A 23,059-nucleotide genomic window follows, 5' to 3' on the forward strand; every position below is an offset into this window, starting at 1 on the left:
GATCCTATTTGTCGAGCTCGCGCTCGAGCGCTTTCGGATTGGCGGCAAGACGCTGCCTGATTTCCTCGGCGACGTCCCCGACATACATCTCCTCGAGCCCGCCTCTGAGCCCGGACACGATCGCCTGCGCCACGGCGCGCGGCGCAACCTTGGGCGGCGGCACGGTCTGGAACCACTCGGTGTCGACCGGCCCCGTGAACAGGTTCAGCACCTTGACGCCGCCGGGCCTGAGTTCGGCGCGAAGACAATGCGACAGCGACAGGCAAGCGGCTTGCGATGCCGAGTAGGCGCCGAAAGCGGGCCAATTCGCCAGCGCATGGACCGACAGGATATTGACCCAGGCGGCACTGTTGTTGACGCCATCCGCACCCCGCATCCGCATCGCCGGACCGAAGGCCTGCGCGAGGTTGATGAAGCCGAGATAGGCCTGGTCGATCTCGTCCCGCGCGATGCTCGTGCCCCTGCGGTCGAGCAGGCCACCAGGCCGCACATATTCCGTCGTGTTGACGAGGATATCGACCTTGCCGCCGATGTCGGCCGCAAGATCAGTCGCCGACTTTTCGTCGGACGCGTCGAGCGTAACGACTTCGATCCCTTGCTGTCCGCGCAACAGCTGTTCACCGGCAAACGGCCGCCACGGTTCGGCAACGCCGACGAACACCGTCTTTGCGCCCGCGGCCTTCAGCGCTGCAACGGCCTCCTGGCCGATCAAGGTGCGGCCGTTGGTCACGAGCACCCGCCGGAATTTCGGATCAGCCGTCATTTCCCGCCACTGCCTGTCGTCTGCCATGTTGGGAGTCTCCTCCTCGGGTCGGGCAAAGGCCACCGCCTGACCGCTCTTGTCGAGCTGAAACGACATGAGGACGGGCGCGCCCTCGACGCAGTCGGCATGCAGATGCGCCACCATCGTCGGACCGCAATCCATTTTGACGAGACCGATGCGCCAGGGTGCCCGCTCGCGGAAATAGACGTCGCTCGGCACCCGCGCCGTCGTTTCGGCCAGCAGTGCGCCGCGGCGCGGCGCATCGACGAACACGAGATCGGCCGACAGGCAGGCGGGGCACGCCTCGCGCGCCGGATAGGCGAAGGCGCCGCAGGCCTCGCAGCGCTGCAGCATGAAGCGTCCTTCGGCGGCGGCGCGCGTGAACCCGTGCGATGTCCTGCTGCGCGGCCGCGGCGGTGACGCCGGAAGCCGCGTCCGCAGCAGCGGGTTCTTGCGCTGGGGAGGCTCAATCGGATCGATCATCGCGCGGGCCCTGCAAAGATCACGGCACCGGAGGCCAGGCCGCGGTCATAGTTGATCATGCCGAAGCCCGACGCCAAGCCGAGCTTGGCATCCTTCACCTGCGTGGGACCGGCTTCGCCCAGGACCTGCCGCAATCCCTCGACGAGCCCGAGATAGGCGCCGGCGGCGCCGGCCTGCCCTGCCGAGAGCTGGCCACCCGAGGTGTTGTGCGGGAAGTCGCCGTCAACCGTCAGGTCGTGCTGACGAACGAAGGCTGCGCCCTCGCCCTTGTTGCAGAAGCCGAGATCCTCGAACTGCATCATCGTGATGACCGGATAATCATCGTAGGTCTGGACGATATCGAGATCGTCAGGCTTCACGCCGGCCATCGCGTAGAGTTCACCGACATCCATCGCCCAGCCGCCGCGCAGCTGCATCGGATCGTCGGCGAAGGCGTTGTGCCGCTCGATTGTCGACAGCAATCGCGCGGCCGGCAAGCCGAGCGATGCCGCGGTCTCGTCCCGCATCACAAGGAAGGCCTCGGCACCGGCGCACGGCATGACGCAATCGAACAGGTGAATGGGGTCGGAAATGGGACGGGCCGCCAGATACTGCTCGATCGTCAGCGGCGTCTTCATCAGCGCATGCGGGTTGCGCAGCGCGTTGGCACGCTGGGCGACCGCGATCCTGCCGACGTCCTCGCGCGTGACGCCATGAGTCCGCATATAGTTGCGCGCGATCAGTGCGAAGCTCGCATTGGCGCCGCCTGCGCCATAAGGATAGACCGCGTCCTGGTTGAAACGCGAGAAATTCTCGAGCGTGAGGCGGAAGGAATCGACGTGGTTGGTATCGCCGGCCACGCAAGCCACGATATCGGCATCGTGTGCCTGCACCGCGCGCGCCGCCTTGCGCAATGCCGCGATAGCGCTCGCGCCGCCGAGCGGGATCGTGTCCAGCCATCTGACGCACAGCCCGAAATGCTGCGTCAGTCCGATCCCGCTGTCAGTCCCCATGGTGAAGCTGGAGACGCACAGACCGTCGATGTCGGAAGCCTTGATGCCGGCCCGCGCGACCAGCGCGCTCAGCGCGCGGCCAATCCACCATTGCGCGCTCTCGATGGAATAGCGCGCATAGGGGATCGTGACGGGAGCCGCCATCACGATGCCGTCATACGGTGTGCGCAGCGAATTCTTCACCAGCCGCCTGCCCTGCCTGCCCGCCTCAAATTGTTTCCAGCTACACATCGATACTGCCACGACTCGTATTCGAACAGAGGCACCTTCTCGGATCTCGTCACGTCTGGCTCTCCAGAGCTGGTCGGCTGTTCGGGCGCTAGCGCTTGTTGCGCGCGAGCATCGCCCGGAAATCGTCACGTGCCTGGGCACTGGCTCGCTTGAAGCTCGGCCCGCGGCTCGGCTCGGTGCCGTTGAGCTGCCTCAGCTGCACCCACATCTCTGCGCTCTTCAACGCCACCGCGGCGCAGTTCACGACCGGCGCGTGCCCGACCTTCAGGCCGTGCTCCCGTCCGATCAAGAGGCCCGGTAGCACGCCGGCGGGGATCACCACGTCGGCTCCGCGCTGCACCAGCGGCAGGGCGCAGGCCAGGAAATCCTCGATCATCCGCGCGTGCGCCGCCCGATCGCCGGCGAACGCACCCGCGAAATCCTCCGGCTTGCAGCCGAGGCCGGTCACGTGGACGACGCGATCACCGAGGCCGTAACGTTCGGCCTGCTCGTAGTGCCAGACCTCGAAGACCGGATCGAGCGTGACGAGGCCTAGGCGCCGGCCGAGTTGCGAGGCCGCAAGCAGCGTCGCCTCGCCGGTCCCGATCACGGGAATGTCGAGCGTCGAGCGGAGTTCGTAAAGACCGGGATCCTGGAAGTGGCCCATCACGAAGGCGTCGAACCCGCTCTGTTCGGCCGCGATGCCGTTGTCGATCGCCTGAACCGCGCAGCGCAATTCGGCAAGCCGGCCGAACTCCCGGTCCGGCGGCGAAATGCCCTCGACGTGAACCGTCGTGCCGGGCGCAGCGATCGTGTTGAGGTACTCCGACAGCCGCGCCATGTAAGGCGCGTTCACGCTCGCATCGACGAAACTCTGCCAGAAGATGCGCATCGCCCTTCTCCTCAAACGGTGACGGGAGCATCGGCCGTCGGCCTGCCGACGGAGATATTTCAACCATAAACTAATTGACCCGTCAAATGCGCAGCATGGAGCCCGCCAAGGGGGCCTTGCCTTCGCGACAGGAAGGCCCGTTTTTCGGGACGAAGAGGTGAAGGAAATGGCGCACTCTGACCGAATTGTATGCAGCAACATTTTTTTCTGACAGCCCCGTGACACGTGTTGACGGCGCCACGGAGAATACTTTAGGCTTTAAGTAATCGACCATCGGCCAATGCCGATGGCCATGACGATGATGTTGCAGGGCACCGATTTTGAGAAACTCAATCGCGTGGACTATCGTCGGGCCTGAATGGCCGGCAACAACATCGCCGGTCGCGCATCGCGGCTGCGGCATTCGCTTTCATTCTTTTCGACAGATGCACGCCGGCTGCTGCAGGCTCGCCCGCAATTCGAGCGGCACATCTCGCCATGACCGCTGACGCCCCGGCCCAGCGAACTTCCCTCTCGCCGCGCCCGGCGTCTGGCGCTGCAGCAATGCCTTCAATCGGTTCGTGCACAGCGCGGGCACCTGCCCGGCTGCCGGACAATCGTACCCAGCATCAACGGAGGACAACGCAAATGCGGCAGAAGACCCTGGGCTTACTCGCACTTGTCGCCGGCGTTTTCGCGGCACCGGCTGCGCAAGCCGACATCACGATCGGCTTCGTCACCTCGCTGAGCGGCAACGGCGCGTCGATCGGCATCCCCTACGGGCGCGGCATCAATGCCGCCTATGAATACAAGAAGACGATCAACGGCGAGACCATCCGCCTGATCCAACTCGACGACGGTTCCGATCCGTCGGCCGCGACGCGCAACGCGCGCAAGCTCGTGGAAGAAGAGAAGGTCGATTTGCTGATCGGCACCGCGACGACCCCTTCGACCATCGCCATGGCGGCCGTCGCTAGCGAATTGAAGGTACCGATGATCTCGATCTCACCAGTCGGCAAGCTTCCGGACTCGCCGGAGCAATGGGTCGTCGCGGTGCCGCAGCCGGCTTCGCTGCTCGTCAAGATCGTCGCCGACCGGATGAAGCGCGACGGCAAGAAGAACATCGGCTATATCGGCTTCTCCGATGCGTGGGGCGATCTCGTCTACAACGGAGCCAAGGCCGCCGAGCCCACTGACGACATCACGATCCAGACCAACGAGCGCTATGCCCGCATCGATACCTCGGTGACCGCGCAGATCCTCAAGGTCATGGCCGCACGTCCCGACGCGGTGCTGATCGGCGGCTCCGGTACGCAAGGCGCGCTGCCCCTCATCACGCTGTCGGAGCGCGGTTTCAAGGGGAATACCTACGGCACCGTGGCGCTGGTCAATCCGGACTTCGTCACCGTCGGTGGCAAGGCCGCCGAGGGCATTCAGGTCTCCGCCGGCCCGGTGATCGTGGCCGAGCAGCTTCCGGACGAGCATTTCGCCAAGAAGATCGCGCTCGATTTCCGCGCGGTCTACCAGAAGACCCACAACATTCCGACCACCGACGGGTTCTCCGCCTACTCCTTCGATGCCTGGCTGATCTTCGCCAACGCCGCCGAGCGGGCGCTGAAGACCGCGAAGCCCGGCACAACGGAATTCCGCACCGCGCTGCGCGACGCCATCCTCAGCACCAAGGAACTGCCCGGCGTGCATGCCGTCTACAACTTCAAGCCCGGTGCGGTGACCGGCGTCGACGAGCGCTCGCTGGTGGTTGTCCGCCTGACCGGCGGCGTCTGGAAGTACGCGCCATAAGCGGAAGATGGCCGGTGGTCAGAACGGGGGAACGGCGTCTCAATGACGAGCGACATCGCGGCCATCCTTGCGATCGACGGGATCGCCACCGGTGCGGTCTACGCGCTGGTGGCAATCGGAACCGTGCTCATCTTCACGGTGACACGGGTCATCTTCATTCCGTTCGGCGACATCGCCGCCTTCACTGCGCTGACGCTTGCGGCGCTCGATGCCAAGCGCTTTCCCGGAACCGGCGCGCTGGTCGTGGTGCTGGCGTGCCTTGCGACCGTGATCGAGACCATTTCGCTCGTTCACAACGGCGAGCTTCGCCTGCTGCCACGCGCGCTTCTATTCTATCTCGCCGTTCCATTGGCAGTGGTCGGCGTGGCCTGGCTCACCATGCGCATAGACCCGCCGCTCGCGGTCCGGCTCGTGCTCGCGCTGATGCTGATCACGCCGATCGCCCCTCTGCTTGACCGGATCGTCTTCCGCCCGATCGCCGACGGCACGGTGCTGCTGCTGCTGACGGTCTCCGTGGCGCTGCACTTCGCGCTAGTCGGCCTTGGCCTACTGTTCTTCGGCCCCGAAGGGGTCCGGACCGAGCCGCTGACGTCGTTGTCGACGGAGTTCGCCGGCGTCCTGATCTCGGGCCAGACCATGCTGATCGTGATCGCCGCGCTGGTCTTCAGCGGTCTTCTCTATCTCTTCTTCGACTTCACGCTGGTCGGCAAATCGCTCCGCGCCACCGCGGTGAACCGCACCGGCTCGCGGCTGATGGGGATCCGGCCGGCACGGGCCGGCACCATCGCCTACCTCTTGGGCTCGCTGATGGCCGGCGTATCCGGGATCCTGATCGCGCCGGTGAATACCGTGTTCTACGATTCCGGCTTCCTGATCGGGCTCAAGGCATTCGTCGGCGCCATCGTCGGCGGTATGACCAGCTATCCCGGTGCCGCGATCGGCGCAGTCGGGGTCGGCATCCTCGAAAGCTTCGCATCCTTCCAGAGCAGTGCCTTGAAGGACGTGATCGTGTTCTCGCTGCTGATCCCGATTCTGATCTGGCGATCGCTCGCCTCGCTGCATTCCGAGGAGGAGATCGAGGAATGACGCGCCTTCATGTGCAGCTCGCAGCGGTAGCGGCACTGGCGTGCCTTGCGCTCGCGCCCCTCGTGCTGAGCCCGTTCAGCGTCACGCTGATGAACTATATCGGCATCTACTCGCTCGTCGCCATCGGCCTTGCGCTCCTCACCGGCGTCGGCGGCATCGTGTCGTTCGGACAGGCCGCGTTCGTCGGCATCGCCGCCTATGCGACAGCGTGGGTCTCTGCCCTGAACGGGCAATCGCCCTGGCTCGGCCTGTTGTTCGGGGTGGCGCTGACCTGCAGCGTCGCGGCCATCCTCGGCGTCGTTACCCTGCGCCTCCAGGGCCATTTCCTCTCGCTCTCGACCGTCGCATGGGGCCTTGCGATCGGCTTCCTGTTCGGCAATGTCGAGGGGCTCGGCCGCTTCAACGGCATCTCGTCGATCCCGCCGATCCATCTTGGCTCGTTCGCGCTCGTCTCCAGCGCCCAGATCTATTATCTGATCTGGGGCATCGTCGCCTTGGTGCTCCTGCTCGGCTACAATCTGCTGGACTCGCGGCTCGGCCGCGCCATGCGGGCACTGCGCGGCGGCAATACGCTGGTCGAGAGCCTCGGCATCAACGCCTTCCGGATCAAGCTCGTGACCTTCGTGATCGCGGCGTTCCTGGCCTCGCTCTCCGGATGGCTTTACGCACATATGAGCCGCTTCATCAGCCCGGGTCCGTTCGATGCCAGCATGGGCATCGAATATCTGATGATGACGATGGTCGGTGGCGCGGGTAGCCTGCTCGGCGGTGTCGTCGGCGCCGCCATCGTGACCCTGCTGAAGAACAGCGTGCAGGATTATCTGCCGCTGATCGCCAAGGGCGCATCCGGGCAACTCGAGATCGTCGCCTTCTCCGCGCTGTTCATCCTGTTCCTGCAATGGGCGCGGCAGGGCATCGTCCCCTCGATTGCGCGCTATCTGCCGAAGACCAGGCGCGAGCGGCCGCAGCCGGCACCGCCGCTACCGCGCCGTCCGCAACCGGCACCGGGCGAGCTTCTTCTGAAGGTCGACGGCGCCGAGCGCCGGTTCGGTGGCCTCGTCGCGGTCAACAATGTCAGCTTCGAGGTGAGATCCGGCGAGATACTTGCCGTCATCGGTCCGAACGGCGCCGGCAAGAGCACGATGTTCAACTGCCTGACCGGCGCGCTGCGGGTCAACAAGGGCGAGATCGTCTTTGCGGGCCGCCCGATCACGCATGATGCGCAATCCCGCATCGCCAAGGCCGGCGTCGCCCGGACCTTCCAGCATGTCAAGCTGCGGCCGCGCATGAGCCTGCTGGAGAACGTCATGCTCGGCACTCACAGCCGGACCCGCACCGGCCTGTTCGCCGGCGCCTTTCGCCTCAATCAGCGCGAGGAAGCCAGCGCCCGGCACGAGGCGCTGATGCAGCTCGAGCGCGTCGGGCTCGGCGACAAGCCGTTCGAGCTCGCCGGCAATCTTCCCCTCGGCAACCAGCGCATCCTGGAGATCGCACGCGCGCTCGCCGCGGATCCCGCCCTCCTGGTGCTGGACGAGCCGGCGGCGGGCCTGCGCCGCCAGGAAAAGCTGAGATTGGCGGAGCTGCTCCGCTCGCTGCGCGCGGACCACCTGACCATTCTCATCGTCGAGCACGACATGGAGTTCGTGATGTCGCTGGTCGACCGCATCGTGGTGCTCGATTTCGGCTCCAAGCTTTGCGAGGGCATCCCGAGCGCGATCCGCAACGACGAGCGGGTGCAAGAGGCCTATCTCGGAGGCGTCGCATGAGCGAGATGTTCTCCATGACCGACGTGACCGTCTGCTACGACAACGTCGAGGCCGTGCGTAATGTCTCGCTGTCGGTCGACGAGGGACAGATCGTCACCGTGATCGGCCCGAACGGCGCCGGCAAGACCACGCTGCTGATGGCCGCCATCGGGCTGCTCGGATCGCGTGGCCGCATGGCATTCCGCGGCAACGATCTCGGTAAGATGTCGGTCGAGGATCGCGTCGAGCGCAGGCTCTGCCTGGTTCCGGAGAAGCGCGAACTGTTCTCCGACATGTCGGTCGCCGATAACCTTCTGCTCGGCTCCTACAGCCTGCGCGATCGCTCGGGTGTCGGAAAGGCGCTGGATGAGGTCTATGATCGTTTCCCACGGCTGAAGGAGCGGCAACGTCAGGCCGCAGGCACGCTGTCCGGCGGCGAGCGCCAGATGCTTGCGCTCGGACGTGCGCTGATGGCCAAGCCCGCGCTGCTGATGCTCGACGAGCCCAGCCTCGGCCTTGCGCCGTTGATCGTGCGCGAGATCTTTCGCACCATCGCGTCCTTGCGCGAACTGGGTGTATCCATCCTGCTGGTCGAGCAGAACGCCCGTGCCGCGCTCGAGACCGCTGACTATGGTTACGTGCTGGAGACCGGCGAGATCGTGCAGTCCGGCCCTGCCAAGGATCTGATCCACGATCCCCGGCTGATCACGGCCTATCTCGGCGGACACTGAGACCGGTTTGAGTCGGTCCCGGCGAGCCGCACACCAAAAACGTCGAAAACAACCCCATGCACAGTAGCCGGCCACAGCAACATCAATGGCTTGCCGGCTCGGCGCTACGCACACCCACCTCCTTCATGAAGGCGAGCAGGAGCGTGCTGAGCCGAACCGGCTGCTCCTGTTGGATCCAGTGACCGGCGCCGTCGATCAGCTCGATGCCGCCCATCCTCGTCGCCGCCTTCGTCCTCATAAGTTCGACCGCGCCCGGCGCCGAATAGGTGCCCCAATCGCTCGTCCCGCCGATGAAGAGCGACGGGACATCGATCGTCTTGCCCGAAAACAAGCGCAACTCAGCGTTCAGGTCAGGATCGGAATAGACGCGATAAGCCTGCAGCGCGCCTTGAAACCCGGTGCGGCCGTACTCCTCCGTGTACACGCCAAGCTCCGGCTCGGTGAGCCAGTTGCAGGCCTGGACCTCGGCGGCGGAAGGGTGGAATGAAGCGACGGTCTCGGGCATCGTCTTGCCAAGATCCATGACGTAATAGGTGGGCATTTGTGCAAGTTCGATGGCGGTTCGCGCCTTCAACGGATGCGGCTTATTTCCCAGCCAGTCAGCGCTCTTGACGTGGAAGAATGCACGAAGAAACGCATGTAAACCTTGCGGGGGGTGCCACATGTCATCGTTCGCCCCCCGTGTGCTCAAGTATTGTTGGTAATGCTCTCTCGGCGGATCGAGCGCCGCCAGCGCGGCCGCTAGCTTTTGATTTTCGGTGTTCGGCTGGACCGACGATGCCTCGCTTTCCGCAGTGTTGAAAGGAAACGCCGGCGGACCGGGGAACGGTGCGCTCATCAGCACCACCGAGGGAAAGACGTCAGGTCGCGCCAGCGTACAATAGGCCGCCACGGGCGAGCCGAAGTCGTGCCCGACGAGCATTGCCGTGCGCCGATACCCCAACGCCGAAACCAATCCGAGGGCGTCACGCGTCATGTTCAAGAGGCTGAACGGTCCTAGCGCGGCGTCATAGCCGTTCACCCAACCGGTGGTGCGGCCAAAGCCCCGCTGGTCGGGCGCCACCACATGGTAACCGGCGTCAGCAAGCAGCGGGAGCAGGTGTCGCCAGCCGTATGCCAAATCCGGAAAGCCGTGCAGAAGCAGCGCGAGCGGCCGGCCGGGGCTTTCGTAACCGGCCTCGAGAATATGGACATCGAGGCCGTTGACCCCATGGATCATGCGCGAGCGGACCCCCTTGGGAAGCGTTCCATCGCCATATGCTGATGTGGTCAAATCAGTTCCTCCTATGGGGTTTGCGCGGGCCGGTCGAAGCGAAGCCGCAACCAGGCCGGCCGCGCCCATCGCCAAGACGGCTCGTCGGGACGCCAATGACTTGACTGGATGACTCATGACGGAACGCACCGTCCGCGTGCAGGCGCTTGGCCTGGACTTTGGCCGAGGGGCATCATCGGATTTCCTACTATGGTGATCACCATAGTATGGCAATCGCCATAGTAGCGTCAAGCGAAAGGTGTTACGTTCGCGGCATGCCACGTAAGACTGACGCTCGCGCTCGCGCGATTGCCACCGCCGAACGACTGTTTCGCATCCAAGGCTACACGGCGACTGGATTGACCCAGATCATTGCAGAAAGCGGTGCGCCCAAAGGATCGTTCTACTTTCACTTTCCACGCGGCAAGGCACAGCTCGCAGAAGAAGCAATCGATCATTACGTTGCGGGTAGAATTGCGGTATTGCGGAATATCTCGGCGAATACGACGGGCGATGCCCTGAATTTCGTTCATCAGATTTTCAGCACATTCGCGGCCGAAATGGTCGCCTCAGATTTCCAGTACGGATGTCTGATGCAAAATCTGGCGAATGAGCTGCCCGCGCTCGACGCTGAACTGACCAAACGGGTAGCGCGCGGATTTGTTGACTCGACCGAGATTGTCGCGGAGCATTTCAGAGGGTGCGGTTTCGCTCCCGCGCGCGCATCCTCTACCGCAGCCGCATTGGTGGCCGCCCTCGAAGGCGCGCGAACGATCGCGCGCCTGGAACGCACGCCGGCTATATTCGAGGCGCTGGCGGATGTCAGTGTCCGGAGGTGGGCTGCCCCCGAGCGGTGATCCGCGCCCAACGTTCTCGCTACAATGCCATCATCGCGGCGTTCCGCCCTTGCCCATCTCACTCATCTCCCTTGCCGGGACGATCCTCGTCAGCATCGGAAAATGCTTGTTGCCGCCCGCGAACGGCGGAAACCGGACGAAGTCCGCGCGCATCCGCGTGATCACGTCGGAGCTTAGCGCGCGCGCAAGGGCCTGCGGGCTGTCGAACATCAGCCTGTTGCGCTGCATGTACTCGACCCGCTGCGACGGCAGCCGGTCGACCCAATCGATCCGCGTGTAGATCTCGATCTGGCGGACGCCAGGGAAGGTTCGCATGATCGACGGATGATGCTCCAGGTAATGCAAATTCCAGGCATTCATGTCGTCGGCCAGCCCGGGGTAATGCACGAGGTAGCTGCACGGCGTGACGGTGCCTTTCGCATGCGCGGCGTCGTCGACCGGAAAGGCGCGCGTCACCATCGCCTGATGCGTCACGTCCAATCCGGCTAGGCCCGGCAGTCCGCGACCTGCCGCAAGACCCGCGAGCACACCACCGCGGTCCATCGCGGCCTCGCATGCAATCAGGTTCGGAAATCGCAGTTGCAGCGCAAATACCGGCCCGGACCCGTCCGCCTTGTGGGGATGATCGACCGATTGCTCCAGCGGCGTGAACAGCAGGCCCTCGGCCATCCCCGGAGTAGACCCCACGAGGGCAGCCGCAGCAGCAAGATCATCCGCGTGAATTCGCCGCTCGCCTTTCGGATCGGAGAACGTCATGAACAGCGAGATCATGATGCAGCCCTCTCCTCGCCGGCTTGCAGATGTAACATGAGAGCCGCACGAACGTCATCGGGCCATGGGATTGCGTGATGATCGACCAGCGACGTCGCGGCAAGGATCTGGCGCGCCCGCCAGCGCACGCCATCTGCGGCCGTCACGACGTGCGCCAGATGGAGCGAGGCACGGCCGACCTTGACGACGCAGAGGCCGAACGTCAGGCGATCGCCGAACTTCGACGGCCGCGAAAAGTCGCAGGTTAGATGCACGGTCGGGGTGCCGATCCTGCGGACCGTGATCAGCTCCGGCCAGGGAAACCCGATCGTGGTCCAGAACTCCTCGACCACGCCGTTGAGGATATTCAGGTAGGACGGGAAATAGGCGATCCCCGATGGATCGCAGTCGCCGAACCTCAGCTCGCGATCGAACGAGAACGAGGTCATCAGATCGCGACAACGGGGTGCCGGATGACGCCGACGCCGTCGACGCCGGCCTCGACCACATCGCCGGGCCACAGCCATTCTTGCGGGCTCATGCCGGCGCCGACGCCTTCAGGCGTTCCGGTCGCGATGATGTCGCCCGGCTCGAGCGTCATGCCGGACGAGATATCGGCGATCAGGGCGGGGATATCGAAGATCATGTATTTGGTGTTGGAGTCCTGCTTCATGACGCCGTTCTTGGTCAGCCACAGCCTGAGATCATGCGGATCGGGAATCTCATCCGCGGTCACGATGCAGGGGCCGAACGGCGCGTAGGTGTCCATGCCCTTGGAGAAGATCCACTGCCCGGCGCGGCGATTGTCGCGCGCGGAAATGTCGATCATCACGGAATAGCCGAAGACGTGGTCCATCGCCTTCTCGACCGGAATGCGCGTCGCGGTCTTGCCGATGATGACGGCGAGCTCGACCTCCCAGTCGAGCTGCCGGGTGATGCTGGCATTGTGCTGGATCGCAGCTCCCGGCCCGATCACGGCGGTTGGTGGCTTGGAGAACACCACTGGCTGCTTCGGCAGATCCTTGTCGGTGTCGAGGCTCTTGGCCGACTCCGCGACATGCGCACGATAGTTCAGCCCGATCCCGAAGATGTTCTTCCGCGGACGCGGGATCGGTGCCTGCAGCCTGACGTCCTCGAGCGAAACCGCGGCGCCGACCGGCAGTGCCCCGTTGGCGCTGTCCAGGCATTCCTTCAACGCCGGCAGCAGCGTGACGGCGTTATCGATCAACGAGAGCATATCGCCCGGCCAGACCACGCCGCGTGACGCACCGAGGCGCGCGACATCGACAACCAAACCGTTGACGACGACCCCAAGCCGGGCACCGCTGGAGCCCAAGGTGTAGGTGACAAGACGCATGAGAGCTTGATCCGATTATTCGGGTTGAATTCTGCGGGGAAACGTCAGGCCGCGACCGGCTGGTGGCCGGCATTGTCGCCATAGGCCTCTTCCCGGTAGAGGCCGAGCCCTTCGATGACGGGCAGATCGTTGAAGCAGAACAGGCAGGCGTCCTCGCTAGCCGAAGCGTTGCCGTGCTCATGCCAGGCCCAGGAGGGAACGCAGAAAATATCGCGCTCCTGCCACTCGAACCGCTTGCCGCCGATCACGGAATAGCCGTGTCCTTTGGCGACCTGATAGACGAAGCTTCCGGTGTGGCGGTGCGACTTGGTCGTCTCGCCCGGCCGCAGCAACTGCATGCTCGCACCGATGGTCTGCATCACATGTCCGCCGGTGATCGGATTGACATAGTTCATCAGGATGCCGTCATAGGGCGATCCGTCGGTCGCGGCGGCATACTTCCGCAACGACTCGTAGGTCGGCTCCCACTCATATTTGAACATCGGCGAATAGCCGTTCGACCATCGCGAGCCCGCCGGCCGAAGACCGGGATTGCCCCAGGTCTTAGTCATGTCGTCGACGGGATAGCTCGACTCCTCCTGCTGGATGTTCGGGTGCACGACGAAGAAATTGGCTTCCAGCGCATTGACGAGCGGAATGTCGAGCCCATCCTGCCAGATACAGACCGAGCCGTTTGCCTCGACGCCATGCTCGTGCCAGGTGCCGTTCGGTGTCAGCACGAAATCGCGCGCGCCGAGCGTCATCTTGTGACCATCGACAATGGTGTAGGCGCCCTCGCCTTCCATGATGAAGCGCAGGGCGGAGGCCGAATGCGCATGGGCTGACGCCACTTCGCCCGGGTGCATCACCTGCAAGCCCGAATAGAGCCAACCGACCGCGGCCGACACGTCGCGGCGCCCGGGATTGTTGAGGTAGATCACCCGCCGTCCGGCCTTCTCCGGCGAGACCAGTTCCACGGAGCGCAACACGTGCTCACGCAGATCGCTGTAGCGCCAGAGAACGGGAACGGACGCCGACTGCGGCTGCCACGGCTCGATCTTGTTGGCGACCGTCCACAGCGCGGCCGCTTCGAACTTCTCGAGGTCCTTGTAGTAGGCCTTGAGCTCCGGGGTATCCTCGACATTGGCTCGGCCGATGACGTTTTCACCCATCCTGTCCTCCAAGTCTTATCTCATGACGTCCTGTCGCCACATCCGAAACTGTCGTCCTGGCGTTCGCCAGGACGACGGTGAAGCTGGCTGTCGATTCAAGTTGCCACACCACGCGGTGTCATCACACGCGAAAGCGGGTGATCCAGTATTCCAGAGACGTCTGTGCTTGAGCCGAGAGGCCGCGGCGTACTGGATCGCCCGGTCGAGCCGGGCGATGACAGCTGTGGGTGCCTTGCGTACCATCGTCGTCTTGGCGAAAGCCAGGACGACGGTGAAGAGAGTTCGCGATCGTGGCGTCGTCGAATCGAATCCTGCCGCCACATCCACAATTGTCGGCCTGGCGAAAGCCAGGACCCGTAACCACCGCATGTGATTGTGAAAGGGATTGCGGCCCCAGATCGCTCGACAATGACCATTCGGGGTAATGGGTCCTGGCTTTCGCCAGGACGACGGTGCGGAGGGTTTGCGATTCGTGGCGTCGTTGGATCGACACGTCCCATCATTCCGTCGTGCCTGGAATTGACACGAAGCTCGCGTGCTCCGCGGCAGCTTCAGCATTGGCGCTACCCTGTCGCTAGCCCATACTCGCCGTCCGGAGCAGAGATCCGCAAAGCCTGGCGGCATGGCGCAGCGTTGACTTACTTTACATGTAAACGTATGCTATCGCATATTTCTGGAGGGTGCAATGGCTGAACGGTCTTTTGCTCGTGAGGTCGAGGATCTCCGGCTCGGCGACGGCGACACCTTCCGCGGCGAAGGCATCCTCGCCATCACCAAGGCACTCCTGCAATCCGGCGTCGCCTATGTCGGCGGCTATCAGGGCTCGCCGATCTCGCATCTGATGGACGTGCTGGCCGACGCGAAGGACGTGCTCGACGACCTCGGCGTCGTGTTCCAGAGCTCCGCCAACGAAGCGGCAGCGGCGGCGATGCTGTCGGCTTCCGTGATGTATCCGCTGCGCGGCGCAGTCGCGTGGAAGTCGACGGTCGGCACCAATGTGGCCTCCGATGCGCTGGCTAATCTCGCCTCCGGCGGCGTCACCGGCGGCACGATGATCATCGTCGGCGAGGATTACGGCGAAGGCTCCTCGATCATGCAGGAGCGCACCCACGCCTTTGCGATGAAATCGCAGATCTGGCTGCTGGATCCCCGTCCTGATCATGAATGCATCGTCAACCTGATCGAGAAGGGTTTCGAGCTCTCGGAAGCCTCGAACACCCCTGTCATGCTGGAGATGCGCGTTCGCGCCTGTCACATGCACGGCAGCTTTGCCTGCAAGGACAACGTCAAGCCGGCCCACACCATCAAGGACGCCTTGAACAATCCGAAGCGCGACGTCGGCCGCATCGTGCTGCCGCCGGCGGCCTACGAGCATGAGCAGGAGAAGATCAGGACGCGGATGCCCGCGGCCATCAACTTCGTCCGCGACAACAGGCTGAATGAATGGATGGGGCCGAAGCAGGGCAAGGTCGGCATCATCATGCAGGGCGGGATGTACAACAACGTCATCCGCGCGCTGCAATATCTCGGGCTTTCGGATGCCTACGGCAACACGCAGATCCCGCTCTACGTCATGAACGTCACCTACCCCGTGATCGACACCGAGGTCGCGGAGTTCTGCCTCGACAAGGACGCCGTCCTGATCGTCGAGGAAGGCCAGCCGGAATATCTGGAGCAGGCGATCAACACCGTGCTGCGCCGCAGGGATATCCAGGCGCGCGTCCACGGCAAGGACGTGCTGCCGATGGGCGGCGACTATACCGCGCAGGTGCTGCTCGGCGGCGTGCGCGAATTCATTGAGAAGACCGAGCCGAGGCTGCTCGGCAATCGGCCGCCGGCGCCGGACGCGAGCCCTGTGCTCAACCATCCCGAGGTCGAGAAGCTGAAGCATGTCGTGCCGGCGCGTCCGCCCGGGCTTTGCACCGGCTGTCCGGAGCGGCCGATCTTCGCCGCCATGAAGCTCGTCGAGAGCGAGCTCGGCGAGCACCACGTCTCCGCCGACATCGGCTGTCACCTGTTCTCGATCCTGCCGCCCTTCAATATCGGCGCGACCACCATGGGTTTTGGCCTTGGCCCGGCCTCGACCTCGGCCTTCAACGTCAAGGCCGACAAGCGCTCGATCGCCGTGATGGGCGACGGCGGCTTCTGGCACAACGGGCTGACCAGCGGCATCGGCAACGCCGTCTTCAACAAGCATGACGGCGTCTTCATCATCGTCGACAATTACTACACCTCCGCGACTGGCGGTCAGGACATCCTGTCGTCGCGCGCGACGAGCAAGCGGCGGAACACCAACAACTCGATCGTGCAGGCCGTGAAGGGCATCGGCGGCCAATGGGTCCGGCAGATCGATCGCACCTACGATGTCGGCCGGATGCGCGACACGCTGAAGGAGGCGCTGACGACCAAGGAGCAAGGCCCGAAGGTCATCGTCGCGTCCTCCGAATGCATGCTGAACAAGCAGCGACGCGTGAAGCCGCAGATCAGCAAGGCGATCAAGGACGGCGTTCGCACCGTCAAGGAACGTTTCGGCGTCGACGAGGACGTCTGCACCGGCGACCACGCCTGCATCCGCCTCTCCGGCTGCCCGTCGCTCTCCGTCAAGCAGCTCGACGACCCCTTGCGCGACGATCCCGTCGCGGCGATCGACAATTCCTGCGTCGGATGCGGCAATTGCGGCGAGGTCGCGGACGCCGCCGTGCTGTGTCCCTCGTTCTATCGCGCGGACGTCATTCACAATCCGACCGGCTGGGACAAGTTCAAGTCGAAGGTCGCCATGGCCGTGATCGGCTGGCTGCAACGGCGTCGCGATCGCCGGCGTCCGGCGCTCGAGGCTTTGGCATGAGAGAGGCCTTGGCATGAGAGACGAAACGATCCAGCTGGCGCTTCCTGCCGCAGGTGACGTGACCGAGCGGCCGATCTCGATCGCGATCGTCGCGATGGGTGGCCAGGGCGGCGGCGTCCTCACCGACTGGATCGTCCAGCTCGCCGAGAACCATGGCTGGGTCGCGCAGTCGACGTCAGTGCCCGGCGTCGCCCAGCGCACCGGCGCCACGATCTACTACATCGAGGCGATGCCGCCGCTCGACGGCCGCAAGCCGATCCTATCGCTGATGCCGACACCCGGCGACGTCGACGTGGTGATGGCGGCGGAATTCATGGAAGCCGGCCGCTCGATCCTGCGCGGCCTGGTGACGCCTGACCGCACCACGCTGATCGCATCCAATCACCGGACGTTTGCGATCGGCGAGAAGATCGCGCCGGGCAACGGCATCGCCGACCAGGACGCGGTGACCGGCGCCATCGGGGTCGCCGCCAAGACCGAGATCATCTTCGACATGAACGCGCTGGCGATCGCCAACGGCAGCGTGATCTCGGCCGCGATGTTCGGCGCGCTCGCAGGCGCCGGCGTGCTGAGCTTCAGCCGCGAGAGCTATCTCGACGTCATCCGCGCCGGCGACAAAGGCGCACAGGCCAGCGTCCGCGCGTTCGAGGCGGCGTTTGACCGGGTGCAGTCGAAATCCCCGGACCCGGCGCCGCCGGCGCAATTGGAGCCGGCCGACACTACTCCCTCCCCGGCAGCTCTGGATCCCCGTCTTGCCGGCCTCGCCACGCGGCTGGCGCAGGAGTTACCCGCGGCCGTGCAGGCCATCGGCCGTGCCGGTCTGAAGAAGGTCGTCGATTTCCAGGACGTCGCCTATGGCGGCGAATATCTCGACATCCTCGGCAAGCTCCACGCCGCCGATCGCAGCGCCGGTGGGGCCGAACGAAACTTTGCCTTCTCCCAGGCCGCCGCGAAATATCTCGCCAATGCCATGACCTATGATGACGTCATCCGCGTTGCCGACCTCAAGACCAGATCCGGCCGCCGGGCGCGGATCGAGGGCGAGCTCGAATTGTCCGAGGGCCAGGTGCTCCAGACCACCGAGTTCATGCATCCCCGCATGGAAGAGGTCATGGGCATGCTTCCAGTGGGTCTTGGCCGCTGGCTTCAAGCCAAGCCACGCCTGCTCGGCTGGCTCGACCGTCGCGTCAACAAGGGACGCCGGATACGGACCTACTCGCTGCCCTGGTTCCTCGCGCTCTATGTGGTCGGCGGACTTCGCGGCCTGCGCCGCCGCTCGCTGCGTCACGCCATCGAGACCGCTCATCGGGACGAATGGCTCAAGGCCGCGACCGAAGCCGTGCGAGCAAACTATCAGTTGGGCGTCGAGATCCTGCAATGCCGGCGCCTCGTCAAAGGCTATTCCGACACCCACAGCCGCGGCCTGTCGAAATTCGACAAGACGCTGGCCGCGATCAAGCTGGTCGCGCCGCGCGACGATGCCGCGGACTGGGCGCGCCGGCTGCGGGAAGCCGCGCTGAAGGACAGCGCGGGCAACGAGCTCGACGGCGTGATCCAGACCATCAAGAGTTTTGCATGATGCCGGCAGCACTCAAGGAGAGCACGGCTCCCGTATTCGGGCAGATTGAAACCCGGTTGTGGCTGCAACTGCTGTCGCTGCATGGCGAACTGTTTGCGTCGCTGAATTCGATGCTGAGCTCGGAGTTCGGGCTGTCGCTGGCCAAGTTCGACGTGCTGGCTCAGCTCGACCGTTACAGGGACGGAATGGCGCTCGGGCAGTTGTCGCAGAACCTGAAAGTGTCCGGCGGCAACGTCTCGGGCCTGGTGCAGCGCCTGCTGGCTGACGATCTGATCAGCAAGGAGATGTCGAGCGAGGACCGCCGGTCGTTCATCGTGCGCCTGACACCGAAGGGCGAAGCACTGTTCAGGAAGGCCGCTGACGTGCACAAGAGGCATCTCAGCGAACGGCTCGAAAGTATTCCCGCCCCGGAGCTGGAGACTGCACTGTCGGTGCTGCGGTCGCTCTCCTCGAAACTCGGCAGCGAAAGCAAGAAGCAGGGTCGCAAAAAATAATGGCCAAAGACTCCAGAAGCAGATGGAAATCCGGTCCACCGCGGACACGGGACCAGCTGCAAAGCTACATTCCCTATCTCTTCAACCGGCTCGCCAATCGCTGGAACCTGGATCAGAACCGCGATCTCAGCGAGCACAACATCAACAACGTCGTGTTCCGGACGTTGTCGGTCCTGTTCATCTACAAGACCCTGACCGTCAACGAGATCGCCGTTCTGGCCGTCACCGAGCAGTCGACCGCGAGCCGCATGATCGAGTCGATGGTGTCATCGGGCCTCGTCAAGCGCGAGATCGCGGAAGAAGATCAGCGCCGCCGCGTCGTCGGATTGACGCCGGACGGTGAGGCCTTGCTACGAAAGATCTGGCCGATCATGGAGAACAACTACGACCGGCTGACGGTCGGCATCGATCCCGACGAGATCGAGGTGTGCGCCCGCGTGCTGGCCAAGATGGTCGAGAACATCCGCCAGAACCAGATCTGATCGCTCACGATCATGGACTGAGGCCAGCAAGGCTAGTGCCGCCGCAGACGTAGAGCACCTGTCCGGTGACGAAGTCCGAGCGCTCGTCGAGGAAGAAGCTGATCGCGTGCGCCACGTCCTCGCGCGTCCCGAGCCGCCCGACGGGAACGTTGCGCGCCATCCGTTCCTCCTGCTCGGAGCCCTTCGGGATGACGCCCCAGAAATTGTCGGTCAGGATCGGACCTGGTGCGACCACGTTCACCGTGATCCCGCTCGATGCCAGCTCCAGTGCCCATGTCCGCGCCATGCCGTGCACGCCGGCCTTGGTCGCCGAATAGGCCGAGCGCGTGGCCGCGCCCATCGCGGCGCGCGAGCTCACGAACACGATCCGCCCAAACCGCCGCGAACGCATCCCCTCCATCGCCGCCTGGGTCAGCAGCATCGGTGCGCCGAGGTGCAACTGCGCCAGCGTCAGGATGTCTTCCGGCTTCGCATCGGCCAGCAGGTTCGGCAGGATGACGCCGGCATTGTGCACGAGGCAATCGATCGCATGATCGCGGCAGATCTCCTGCGCAATGGCCCTGGTCTCCGCCATGCTGGTCAGGTCCGCGCGATAGGCCGTGAGCAGATCGTGCGTCCAGTCCGGCTTCTCAAGGCCGACCGAGACGACCCGCTGTCCCTCGCCGACGAGTTTTTTCGCCAGCGCCTCGCCGATTCCGGAATTGCCTCCGGTGATGAGTGTGGTGCGGGTCTGGCTCATGATCGGCTCCCTGCGAACGGCACGCGTCACTCCTGCCGGCGCTTGAGGTCGCGAAGATCGAAGAACGCGCCATCGCGCATCAGCTTCGCGACGAAGTCCTTCAATCCGCCGCGCTGGATCTTCTCGGTCGCGGTGAGCGGGAGCTGATCGACGAACGAGATCCAGCCCGGCGCCTTGTAATAGGCCATCTGCTCGAGGCTCCAGCGCACGACGTCCTCGGCCAGCGCGCGGCCTGCCCCCGGCTGCTCGGCGATGATGACAGCCGCGACCTCGTCACCGCGCACCTGATCGGGTGTCGCTGCCACCGCAGCCTGCCGGATCGCCGGATGCCGGTTGAGGACGGATTCGACCTCGACCGCGGCGATGTTCTCGCCGGAGCGGCGGATCACGTTCTTCTTGCGATCGACGAAATGAAGATCGCCATCGGCATCGCGCGACACGATATCCCCGGTATGAAGCCAGCCGTCCTTCCAGGCCTCGGCGGTCGCTTCCGGGTTCTTCAGGTACGCGCTGAAGAAGCCGTAGCGGGGGTCATCCCCCGCCCGCCGCACCAACAGCTCGCCCGGCGTTCCCACCGCCGCATCGTTGCCGCCGTCGCCAACGATCCGAACCTCGACCTCGGGCGCCGGACGCCCAAAACAGCTCGTGCCGATCTTGCGCGGCTCGACATGGGCGGCGATCACGCCGCCGCTTCCGGTCTCGGTCATCGCCCAGGCCTCGAGCAGCGGAAAGCCGAAGCGCTCCTCGAACGGCGCGTGCAGCAGCCTGTCGACGCCGGCGCCGAAGCCGAACCGCACGGTGTGCGCACGGTCTTCATCCGTCGGCGGCGCACTCATCAGCATCGAGGGCATGACGCCGAGATAATGCAGGCAGGTCGCCCGGCTGTCGCGCACCGATTTCCACCAGCTGCGCGGATGGAAACGATCGAGCATCGTCAGGCTGCCGCCGACCGACAGCATCGCCATCAGCGACACCGCCATCGCGTTCATGTGAAACAGCGGCAGCGGCGTGAGCATGCGCACGCCATCACCGCTGAGATCGATCAACCCGCCGACATCGCGATACCAGTCTCCGGAATACAGGAAGTAGGTGTTGGTCAGCACGCAGCCCTTGGGCTGGCCGGTCGTCCCCGACGTATAGAGCAGCGCGCATTCGCTCGCACCGTCGCCGGGGTTCGCCGGCCGCGCGCCGCCGAACGGGGCCGGAATCTCGCCGCTGTCGGTCACAACCGGGATCGGCCGGCCGGCCTGGCGCGCCGCCGTCTCGACCTCGTCGCGTCGCTTGGCGAGCACGAATGCGGCATTCATCTCGGAATGCGCGATAATGTATTCGAGCTCGCTGACCCGCAGATCCGGGTTGATCGGCACCACGGACACACCGAGCGCGTTCAGCGCGAACCACAGCTCGACGAAGACCGGCCTGTTCTGGAGCAGCAGCCCGACCCGATGGCCTTTACCGTAACCACGGTCTGCAAACGCGGTGCGCCAGCGCTCCACCCGCTCAAACATAGCACGGTACGAGATCTCCCCGGCCGCGATGCCGTAGATGTCGGCCGTCTCGGGCAGCACGTTGAGGAAGCCGGCTTCTCCCCGGTGGAGGGCGGTCTCGCGGAAGCGGGCATAGACGGTGGTCGCTGAGGTCAAGGCGCACTCACATGAAAAGCTGGATATTGCCGAACGGCGCGTCGAAATTTACGAGATCGATGCGCTTGAGCCTGATCTTGAGCTCATCGCCGACCTGAACGAGATCGTGCGACGCCCAGCCCGAAAAGCGTTCCAGCGTGTCACCGCGCGTCTCGGTGTAGATGTAGGACGTCTTTGCCTTGAATATGCCGGCCGCCGGGTCACATGCGAGGATCTGCGGCGCCTGAAGCAAATGATGGCAGCGGCTCTTCGGCTTCTGGCTGAAGGTGCGTTCGCCGGCCAGTCGCTCGATCCGCACCTTCATCAGCATCAGATCTTCGTACATCAGCGACGGCTGCAGCACCGGATCCTGCTGCTGCCATTCCAGCGGCATCCAGTAACGCCCTTCCGGATGGAACAGGTCGAGCCAGGCCTGCCACTGCATGGTGTCGAGCAGGTCGGCTTCCCGATAGATGAAATCGGTGATGGTCTTTTCGCTGATCATTCCGCGGCCTCGCCGGGCTGGTCCATGTCCATGGTCATGAATTTGGCCCAGGCATGAAACTGGTTCCGCATCTGGCGCTCCGACGTGCCGTTGATCACCGCGGTGACGTCAGGCGCTTCGTTGCTCTCGTAGAGCCGGCGCAGATTGACCCACTGGTTGCCGTTCGACTTCAGCCCTTCCTGGGCCCGTTCGTACATTTCGAGATCGTCGTGCCCGACGATCGAGGTCGGTGCGTTGATGAAGCGATTGTACATCAGCGCACGCTCGTAGAGCTTGTCGGGTGCTCCGACCAGACGATAGACCCAGCTCTCCACCAGCGTCCTGTCCACCGCGATCGGGATGAAATTGCGCAGGATCTGCACCGCGCCCTTGACCATGATGTTCGGGAAATAGACGGTGTTGTGCCGGACTTCGCCTAGAATCTCGTGGGCCCGCTTCTCGCCATAGGCCGCGACCATCTGGCCGAGATAGCCCTCGACGTCCGAATAATTCGAATGGATGGAATTGGCGACGCCGGTATGGCCATGGCCGTTGGGCCAGATCCGGATGCCGCTCTGCTCGTAGAACTCGTACGGGCTCATGAAGGGCCCATAGAGCTGCACCGCCATCGGCTTCTCCGTGGAATCGCCCTGTTCGCGTTGCCAGACCTTGATGGCGGTGCCGGCCGAGCTCTCATGCGCCACCATGGGATGGCAGGTGTCGGTCTGGTTCTCGACCAGCATCTTCCAATTGCAGGTGTGCATGT

General features: G+C 64.2%; 22 protein-coding genes. 9 read left to right on the forward strand and 13 right to left on the reverse strand.

Translation table 11 applies throughout. The features are described 5' to 3' along the window. Positions 1-4: 4 nt before the first annotated feature. The 4 genes from Q0030_RS34975 to Q0030_RS34990 form a co-directional block, all read right to left on the reverse strand. Positions 5-1,246: an SDR family NAD(P)-dependent oxidoreductase gene (locus tag Q0030_RS34975; protein WP_298377903.1), complete on the reverse strand. Its 1,242-nt coding sequence runs from the start codon at positions 1,244-1,246 to the stop codon at positions 5-7. Further along, positions 1,243-2,421 (reverse strand): thiolase family protein, encoded by a 1,179-nt coding sequence (locus Q0030_RS34980; RefSeq protein ID WP_298377904.1) that lies wholly within the window; start codon positions 2,419-2,421, stop codon positions 1,243-1,245. The genes Q0030_RS34975 and Q0030_RS34980 overlap by 4 nt, the downstream gene beginning before the upstream one ends. Positions 2,422-2,557: 136 nt before the next feature. Beyond that, entirely contained in the window at positions 2,558-3,340 is a 783-nt protein-coding gene (locus Q0030_RS34985) for an aspartate/glutamate racemase family protein (protein WP_298377906.1), read from the reverse strand. 82 nt (positions 3,341-3,422) lie between these two features. After that, a complete protein-coding gene (locus Q0030_RS34990; RefSeq protein WP_298377908.1) occupies positions 3,423-3,743 on the reverse strand; it encodes a hypothetical protein in 321 nt (106 codons plus the stop codon). A gap of 224 nt (positions 3,744-3,967) precedes the next feature. Here Q0030_RS34990 and Q0030_RS34995 point away from each other — a divergent pair, with 224 nt between their 5' ends. From Q0030_RS34995 to Q0030_RS35010, 4 genes are read left to right on the forward strand one after another with little or no spacing between them, the layout of a single operon-like run. Next, complete coding sequence (locus tag Q0030_RS34995) at positions 3,968-5,119, forward strand: ABC transporter substrate-binding protein (protein WP_298377911.1); 1,152 nt, start codon at positions 3,968-3,970, stop codon at positions 5,117-5,119. Between the two features lie 42 nt (positions 5,120-5,161). After that, positions 5,162-6,205, forward strand: a complete 1,044-nt coding sequence (locus Q0030_RS35000) for a branched-chain amino acid ABC transporter permease (RefSeq protein ID WP_298377914.1) — start codon at positions 5,162-5,164, stop codon at positions 6,203-6,205. Continuing rightward, positions 6,202-7,971, forward strand: coding sequence for a branched-chain amino acid ABC transporter ATP-binding protein/permease (locus tag Q0030_RS35005; RefSeq protein ID WP_298377917.1), 1,770 nt, complete (start codon positions 6,202-6,204; stop codon positions 7,969-7,971). Before Q0030_RS35000 ends, Q0030_RS35005 begins: the two co-directional genes overlap by 4 nt. Then, the gene (locus tag Q0030_RS35010; protein WP_298377920.1) at positions 7,968-8,681 is read left to right on the forward strand and encodes an ABC transporter ATP-binding protein; all 714 of its coding nucleotides are present in this window, start codon (positions 7,968-7,970) and stop codon (positions 8,679-8,681) included. The genes Q0030_RS35005 and Q0030_RS35010 overlap by 4 nt, the downstream gene beginning before the upstream one ends. 82 nt (positions 8,682-8,763) lie before the next feature. Here Q0030_RS35010 and Q0030_RS35015 read toward each other — a convergent pair whose 3' ends face one another. Continuing rightward, positions 8,764-9,954, reverse strand: a complete 1,191-nt coding sequence (locus Q0030_RS35015; protein WP_298377923.1) for an alpha/beta hydrolase — start codon at positions 9,952-9,954, stop codon at positions 8,764-8,766. Between the two features lie 254 nt (positions 9,955-10,208). Between Q0030_RS35015 and Q0030_RS35020 the strand changes: the two genes are divergently transcribed. Further along, positions 10,209-10,790: a TetR/AcrR family transcriptional regulator gene (locus Q0030_RS35020; RefSeq protein WP_298377926.1), complete on the forward strand. Its 582-nt coding sequence runs from the start codon at positions 10,209-10,211 to the stop codon at positions 10,788-10,790. Positions 10,791-10,820: 30 nt separating this feature from the next. Here the strand turns inward: Q0030_RS35020 and Q0030_RS35025 are convergent, their stop codons facing one another. Genes Q0030_RS35025 through Q0030_RS35040 form a run of 4 tightly spaced genes read right to left on the reverse strand, consistent with a single transcriptional unit; the run spans position 10,821 to position 14,048 of the window. Next, a complete protein-coding gene (locus tag Q0030_RS35025) occupies positions 10,821-11,561 on the reverse strand; it encodes a hypothetical protein (protein ID WP_298377929.1) in 741 nt (246 codons plus the stop codon). Continuing rightward, positions 11,558-11,989 (reverse strand): thioesterase family protein, encoded by a 432-nt coding sequence (locus tag Q0030_RS35030; protein WP_298377932.1) that lies wholly within the window; start codon positions 11,987-11,989, stop codon positions 11,558-11,560. The genes Q0030_RS35025 and Q0030_RS35030 overlap by 4 nt, the downstream gene beginning before the upstream one ends. Further along, complete coding sequence (locus Q0030_RS35035) at positions 11,989-12,897, reverse strand: fumarylacetoacetate hydrolase family protein (protein WP_298377935.1); 909 nt, start codon at positions 12,895-12,897, stop codon at positions 11,989-11,991. Before Q0030_RS35035 ends, Q0030_RS35030 begins: the two co-directional genes overlap by 1 nt. Positions 12,898-12,941: 44 nt before the next feature. After that, positions 12,942-14,048: a cupin domain-containing protein gene (locus tag Q0030_RS35040; protein ID WP_298377938.1), complete on the reverse strand. Its 1,107-nt coding sequence runs from the start codon at positions 14,046-14,048 to the stop codon at positions 12,942-12,944. A 685-nt stretch (positions 14,049-14,733) separates the two neighbouring features. Here Q0030_RS35040 and Q0030_RS35045 point away from each other — a divergent pair. From Q0030_RS35045 to Q0030_RS35060, 4 genes are read left to right on the forward strand one after another with little or no spacing between them, the layout of a single operon-like run. After that, the gene (locus Q0030_RS35045; protein WP_298377941.1) at positions 14,734-16,893 is read left to right on the forward strand and encodes an indolepyruvate ferredoxin oxidoreductase subunit alpha; all 2,160 of its coding nucleotides are present in this window, start codon (positions 14,734-14,736) and stop codon (positions 16,891-16,893) included. 13 nt (positions 16,894-16,906) lie between these two features. Further along, the gene (locus Q0030_RS35050) at positions 16,907-18,472 is read left to right on the forward strand and encodes an indolepyruvate oxidoreductase subunit beta family protein (RefSeq protein ID WP_298377944.1); all 1,566 of its coding nucleotides are present in this window, start codon (positions 16,907-16,909) and stop codon (positions 18,470-18,472) included. Then, the gene (locus tag Q0030_RS35055; protein WP_298377947.1) at positions 18,469-18,966 is read left to right on the forward strand and encodes a MarR family transcriptional regulator; all 498 of its coding nucleotides are present in this window, start codon (positions 18,469-18,471) and stop codon (positions 18,964-18,966) included. Before Q0030_RS35050 ends, Q0030_RS35055 begins: the two co-directional genes overlap by 4 nt. Beyond that, a complete protein-coding gene (locus Q0030_RS35060; protein ID WP_298377949.1) occupies positions 18,966-19,448 on the forward strand; it encodes a MarR family winged helix-turn-helix transcriptional regulator in 483 nt (160 codons plus the stop codon). Before Q0030_RS35055 ends, Q0030_RS35060 begins: the two co-directional genes overlap by 1 nt. A 10-nt stretch (positions 19,449-19,458) precedes the next feature. On the opposite strand, the gene Q0030_RS35065 is transcribed toward Q0030_RS35060, so the two are convergent. The 4 genes from Q0030_RS35065 to Q0030_RS35080 all read right to left on the reverse strand — a co-directional run. Further along, positions 19,459-20,187, reverse strand: coding sequence for an SDR family oxidoreductase (locus tag Q0030_RS35065; RefSeq protein ID WP_298377952.1), 729 nt, complete (start codon positions 20,185-20,187; stop codon positions 19,459-19,461). A 26-nt stretch (positions 20,188-20,213) separates the two neighbouring features. Continuing rightward, complete coding sequence (locus Q0030_RS35070; protein ID WP_298377954.1) at positions 20,214-21,830, reverse strand: ATP-dependent acyl-CoA ligase; 1,617 nt, start codon at positions 21,828-21,830, stop codon at positions 20,214-20,216. A gap of 7 nt (positions 21,831-21,837) precedes the next feature. Continuing rightward, the gene (locus Q0030_RS35075) at positions 21,838-22,314 is read right to left on the reverse strand and encodes an aromatic-ring-hydroxylating dioxygenase subunit beta (protein ID WP_298377957.1); all 477 of its coding nucleotides are present in this window, start codon (positions 22,312-22,314) and stop codon (positions 21,838-21,840) included. Beyond that, positions 22,311-23,059, reverse strand: a 749-nt coding sequence (locus Q0030_RS35080) for an RHO alpha subunit C-terminal catalytic domain-containing protein (RefSeq protein WP_298377960.1), incomplete at its 5' end; no start/stop codon positions are given. The genes Q0030_RS35075 and Q0030_RS35080, both read right to left, overlap by 4 nt.

This window comes from uncultured Bradyrhizobium sp. (assembly GCF_947648125.1).
GTDB lineage: Bacteria > Pseudomonadota > Alphaproteobacteria > Rhizobiales > Xanthobacteraceae > Bradyrhizobium.

What these genes read in the sequence shown, in the direction of transcription:
- Q0030_RS34975 (WP_298377903.1), bottom strand. Translation starts at nt 1,246, where the DNA reads ATGATCGATCCGATTGAGCCTCCCCAGCGCAAGAACCCGCTGCTGCGG.
- Q0030_RS34985 (WP_298377906.1), bottom strand. Translation starts at nt 3,340, where the DNA reads ATGCGCATCTTCTGGCAGAGTTTCGTCGATGCGAGCGTGAACGCGCCT.
- Q0030_RS34990 (WP_298377908.1), bottom strand. Translation starts at nt 3,743, where the DNA reads ATGCCGCAGCCGCGATGCGCGACCGGCGATGTTGTTGCCGGCCATTCA.
- Q0030_RS34995 (WP_298377911.1), top strand. Translation starts at nt 3,968, where the DNA reads ATGCGGCAGAAGACCCTGGGCTTACTCGCACTTGTCGCCGGCGTTTTC.
- Q0030_RS35000 (WP_298377914.1), top strand. Translation starts at nt 5,162, where the DNA reads ATGACGAGCGACATCGCGGCCATCCTTGCGATCGACGGGATCGCCACC.
- Q0030_RS35005 (WP_298377917.1), top strand. Translation starts at nt 6,202, where the DNA reads ATGACGCGCCTTCATGTGCAGCTCGCAGCGGTAGCGGCACTGGCGTGC.
- Q0030_RS35010 (WP_298377920.1), top strand. Translation starts at nt 7,968, where the DNA reads ATGAGCGAGATGTTCTCCATGACCGACGTGACCGTCTGCTACGACAAC.
- Q0030_RS35020 (WP_298377926.1), top strand. Translation starts at nt 10,209, where the DNA reads ATGCCACGTAAGACTGACGCTCGCGCTCGCGCGATTGCCACCGCCGAA.
- Q0030_RS35025 (WP_298377929.1), bottom strand. Translation starts at nt 11,561, where the DNA reads ATGATCTCGCTGTTCATGACGTTCTCCGATCCGAAAGGCGAGCGGCGA.
- Q0030_RS35030 (WP_298377932.1), bottom strand. Translation starts at nt 11,989, where the DNA reads ATGACCTCGTTCTCGTTCGATCGCGAGCTGAGGTTCGGCGACTGCGAT.
- Q0030_RS35035 (WP_298377935.1), bottom strand. Translation starts at nt 12,897, where the DNA reads ATGCGTCTTGTCACCTACACCTTGGGCTCCAGCGGTGCCCGGCTTGGG.
- Q0030_RS35040 (WP_298377938.1), bottom strand. Translation starts at nt 14,048, where the DNA reads ATGGGTGAAAACGTCATCGGCCGAGCCAATGTCGAGGATACCCCGGAG.
- Q0030_RS35045 (WP_298377941.1), top strand. Translation starts at nt 14,734, where the DNA reads ATGGCTGAACGGTCTTTTGCTCGTGAGGTCGAGGATCTCCGGCTCGGC.
- Q0030_RS35050 (WP_298377944.1), top strand. Translation starts at nt 16,907, where the DNA reads ATGAGAGACGAAACGATCCAGCTGGCGCTTCCTGCCGCAGGTGACGTG.
- Q0030_RS35055 (WP_298377947.1), top strand. Translation starts at nt 18,469, where the DNA reads ATGATGCCGGCAGCACTCAAGGAGAGCACGGCTCCCGTATTCGGGCAG.
- Q0030_RS35060 (WP_298377949.1), top strand. Translation starts at nt 18,966, where the DNA reads ATGGCCAAAGACTCCAGAAGCAGATGGAAATCCGGTCCACCGCGGACA.
- Q0030_RS35065 (WP_298377952.1), bottom strand. Translation starts at nt 20,187, where the DNA reads ATGAGCCAGACCCGCACCACACTCATCACCGGAGGCAATTCCGGAATC.
- Q0030_RS35075 (WP_298377957.1), bottom strand. Translation starts at nt 22,314, where the DNA reads ATGATCAGCGAAAAGACCATCACCGATTTCATCTATCGGGAAGCCGAC.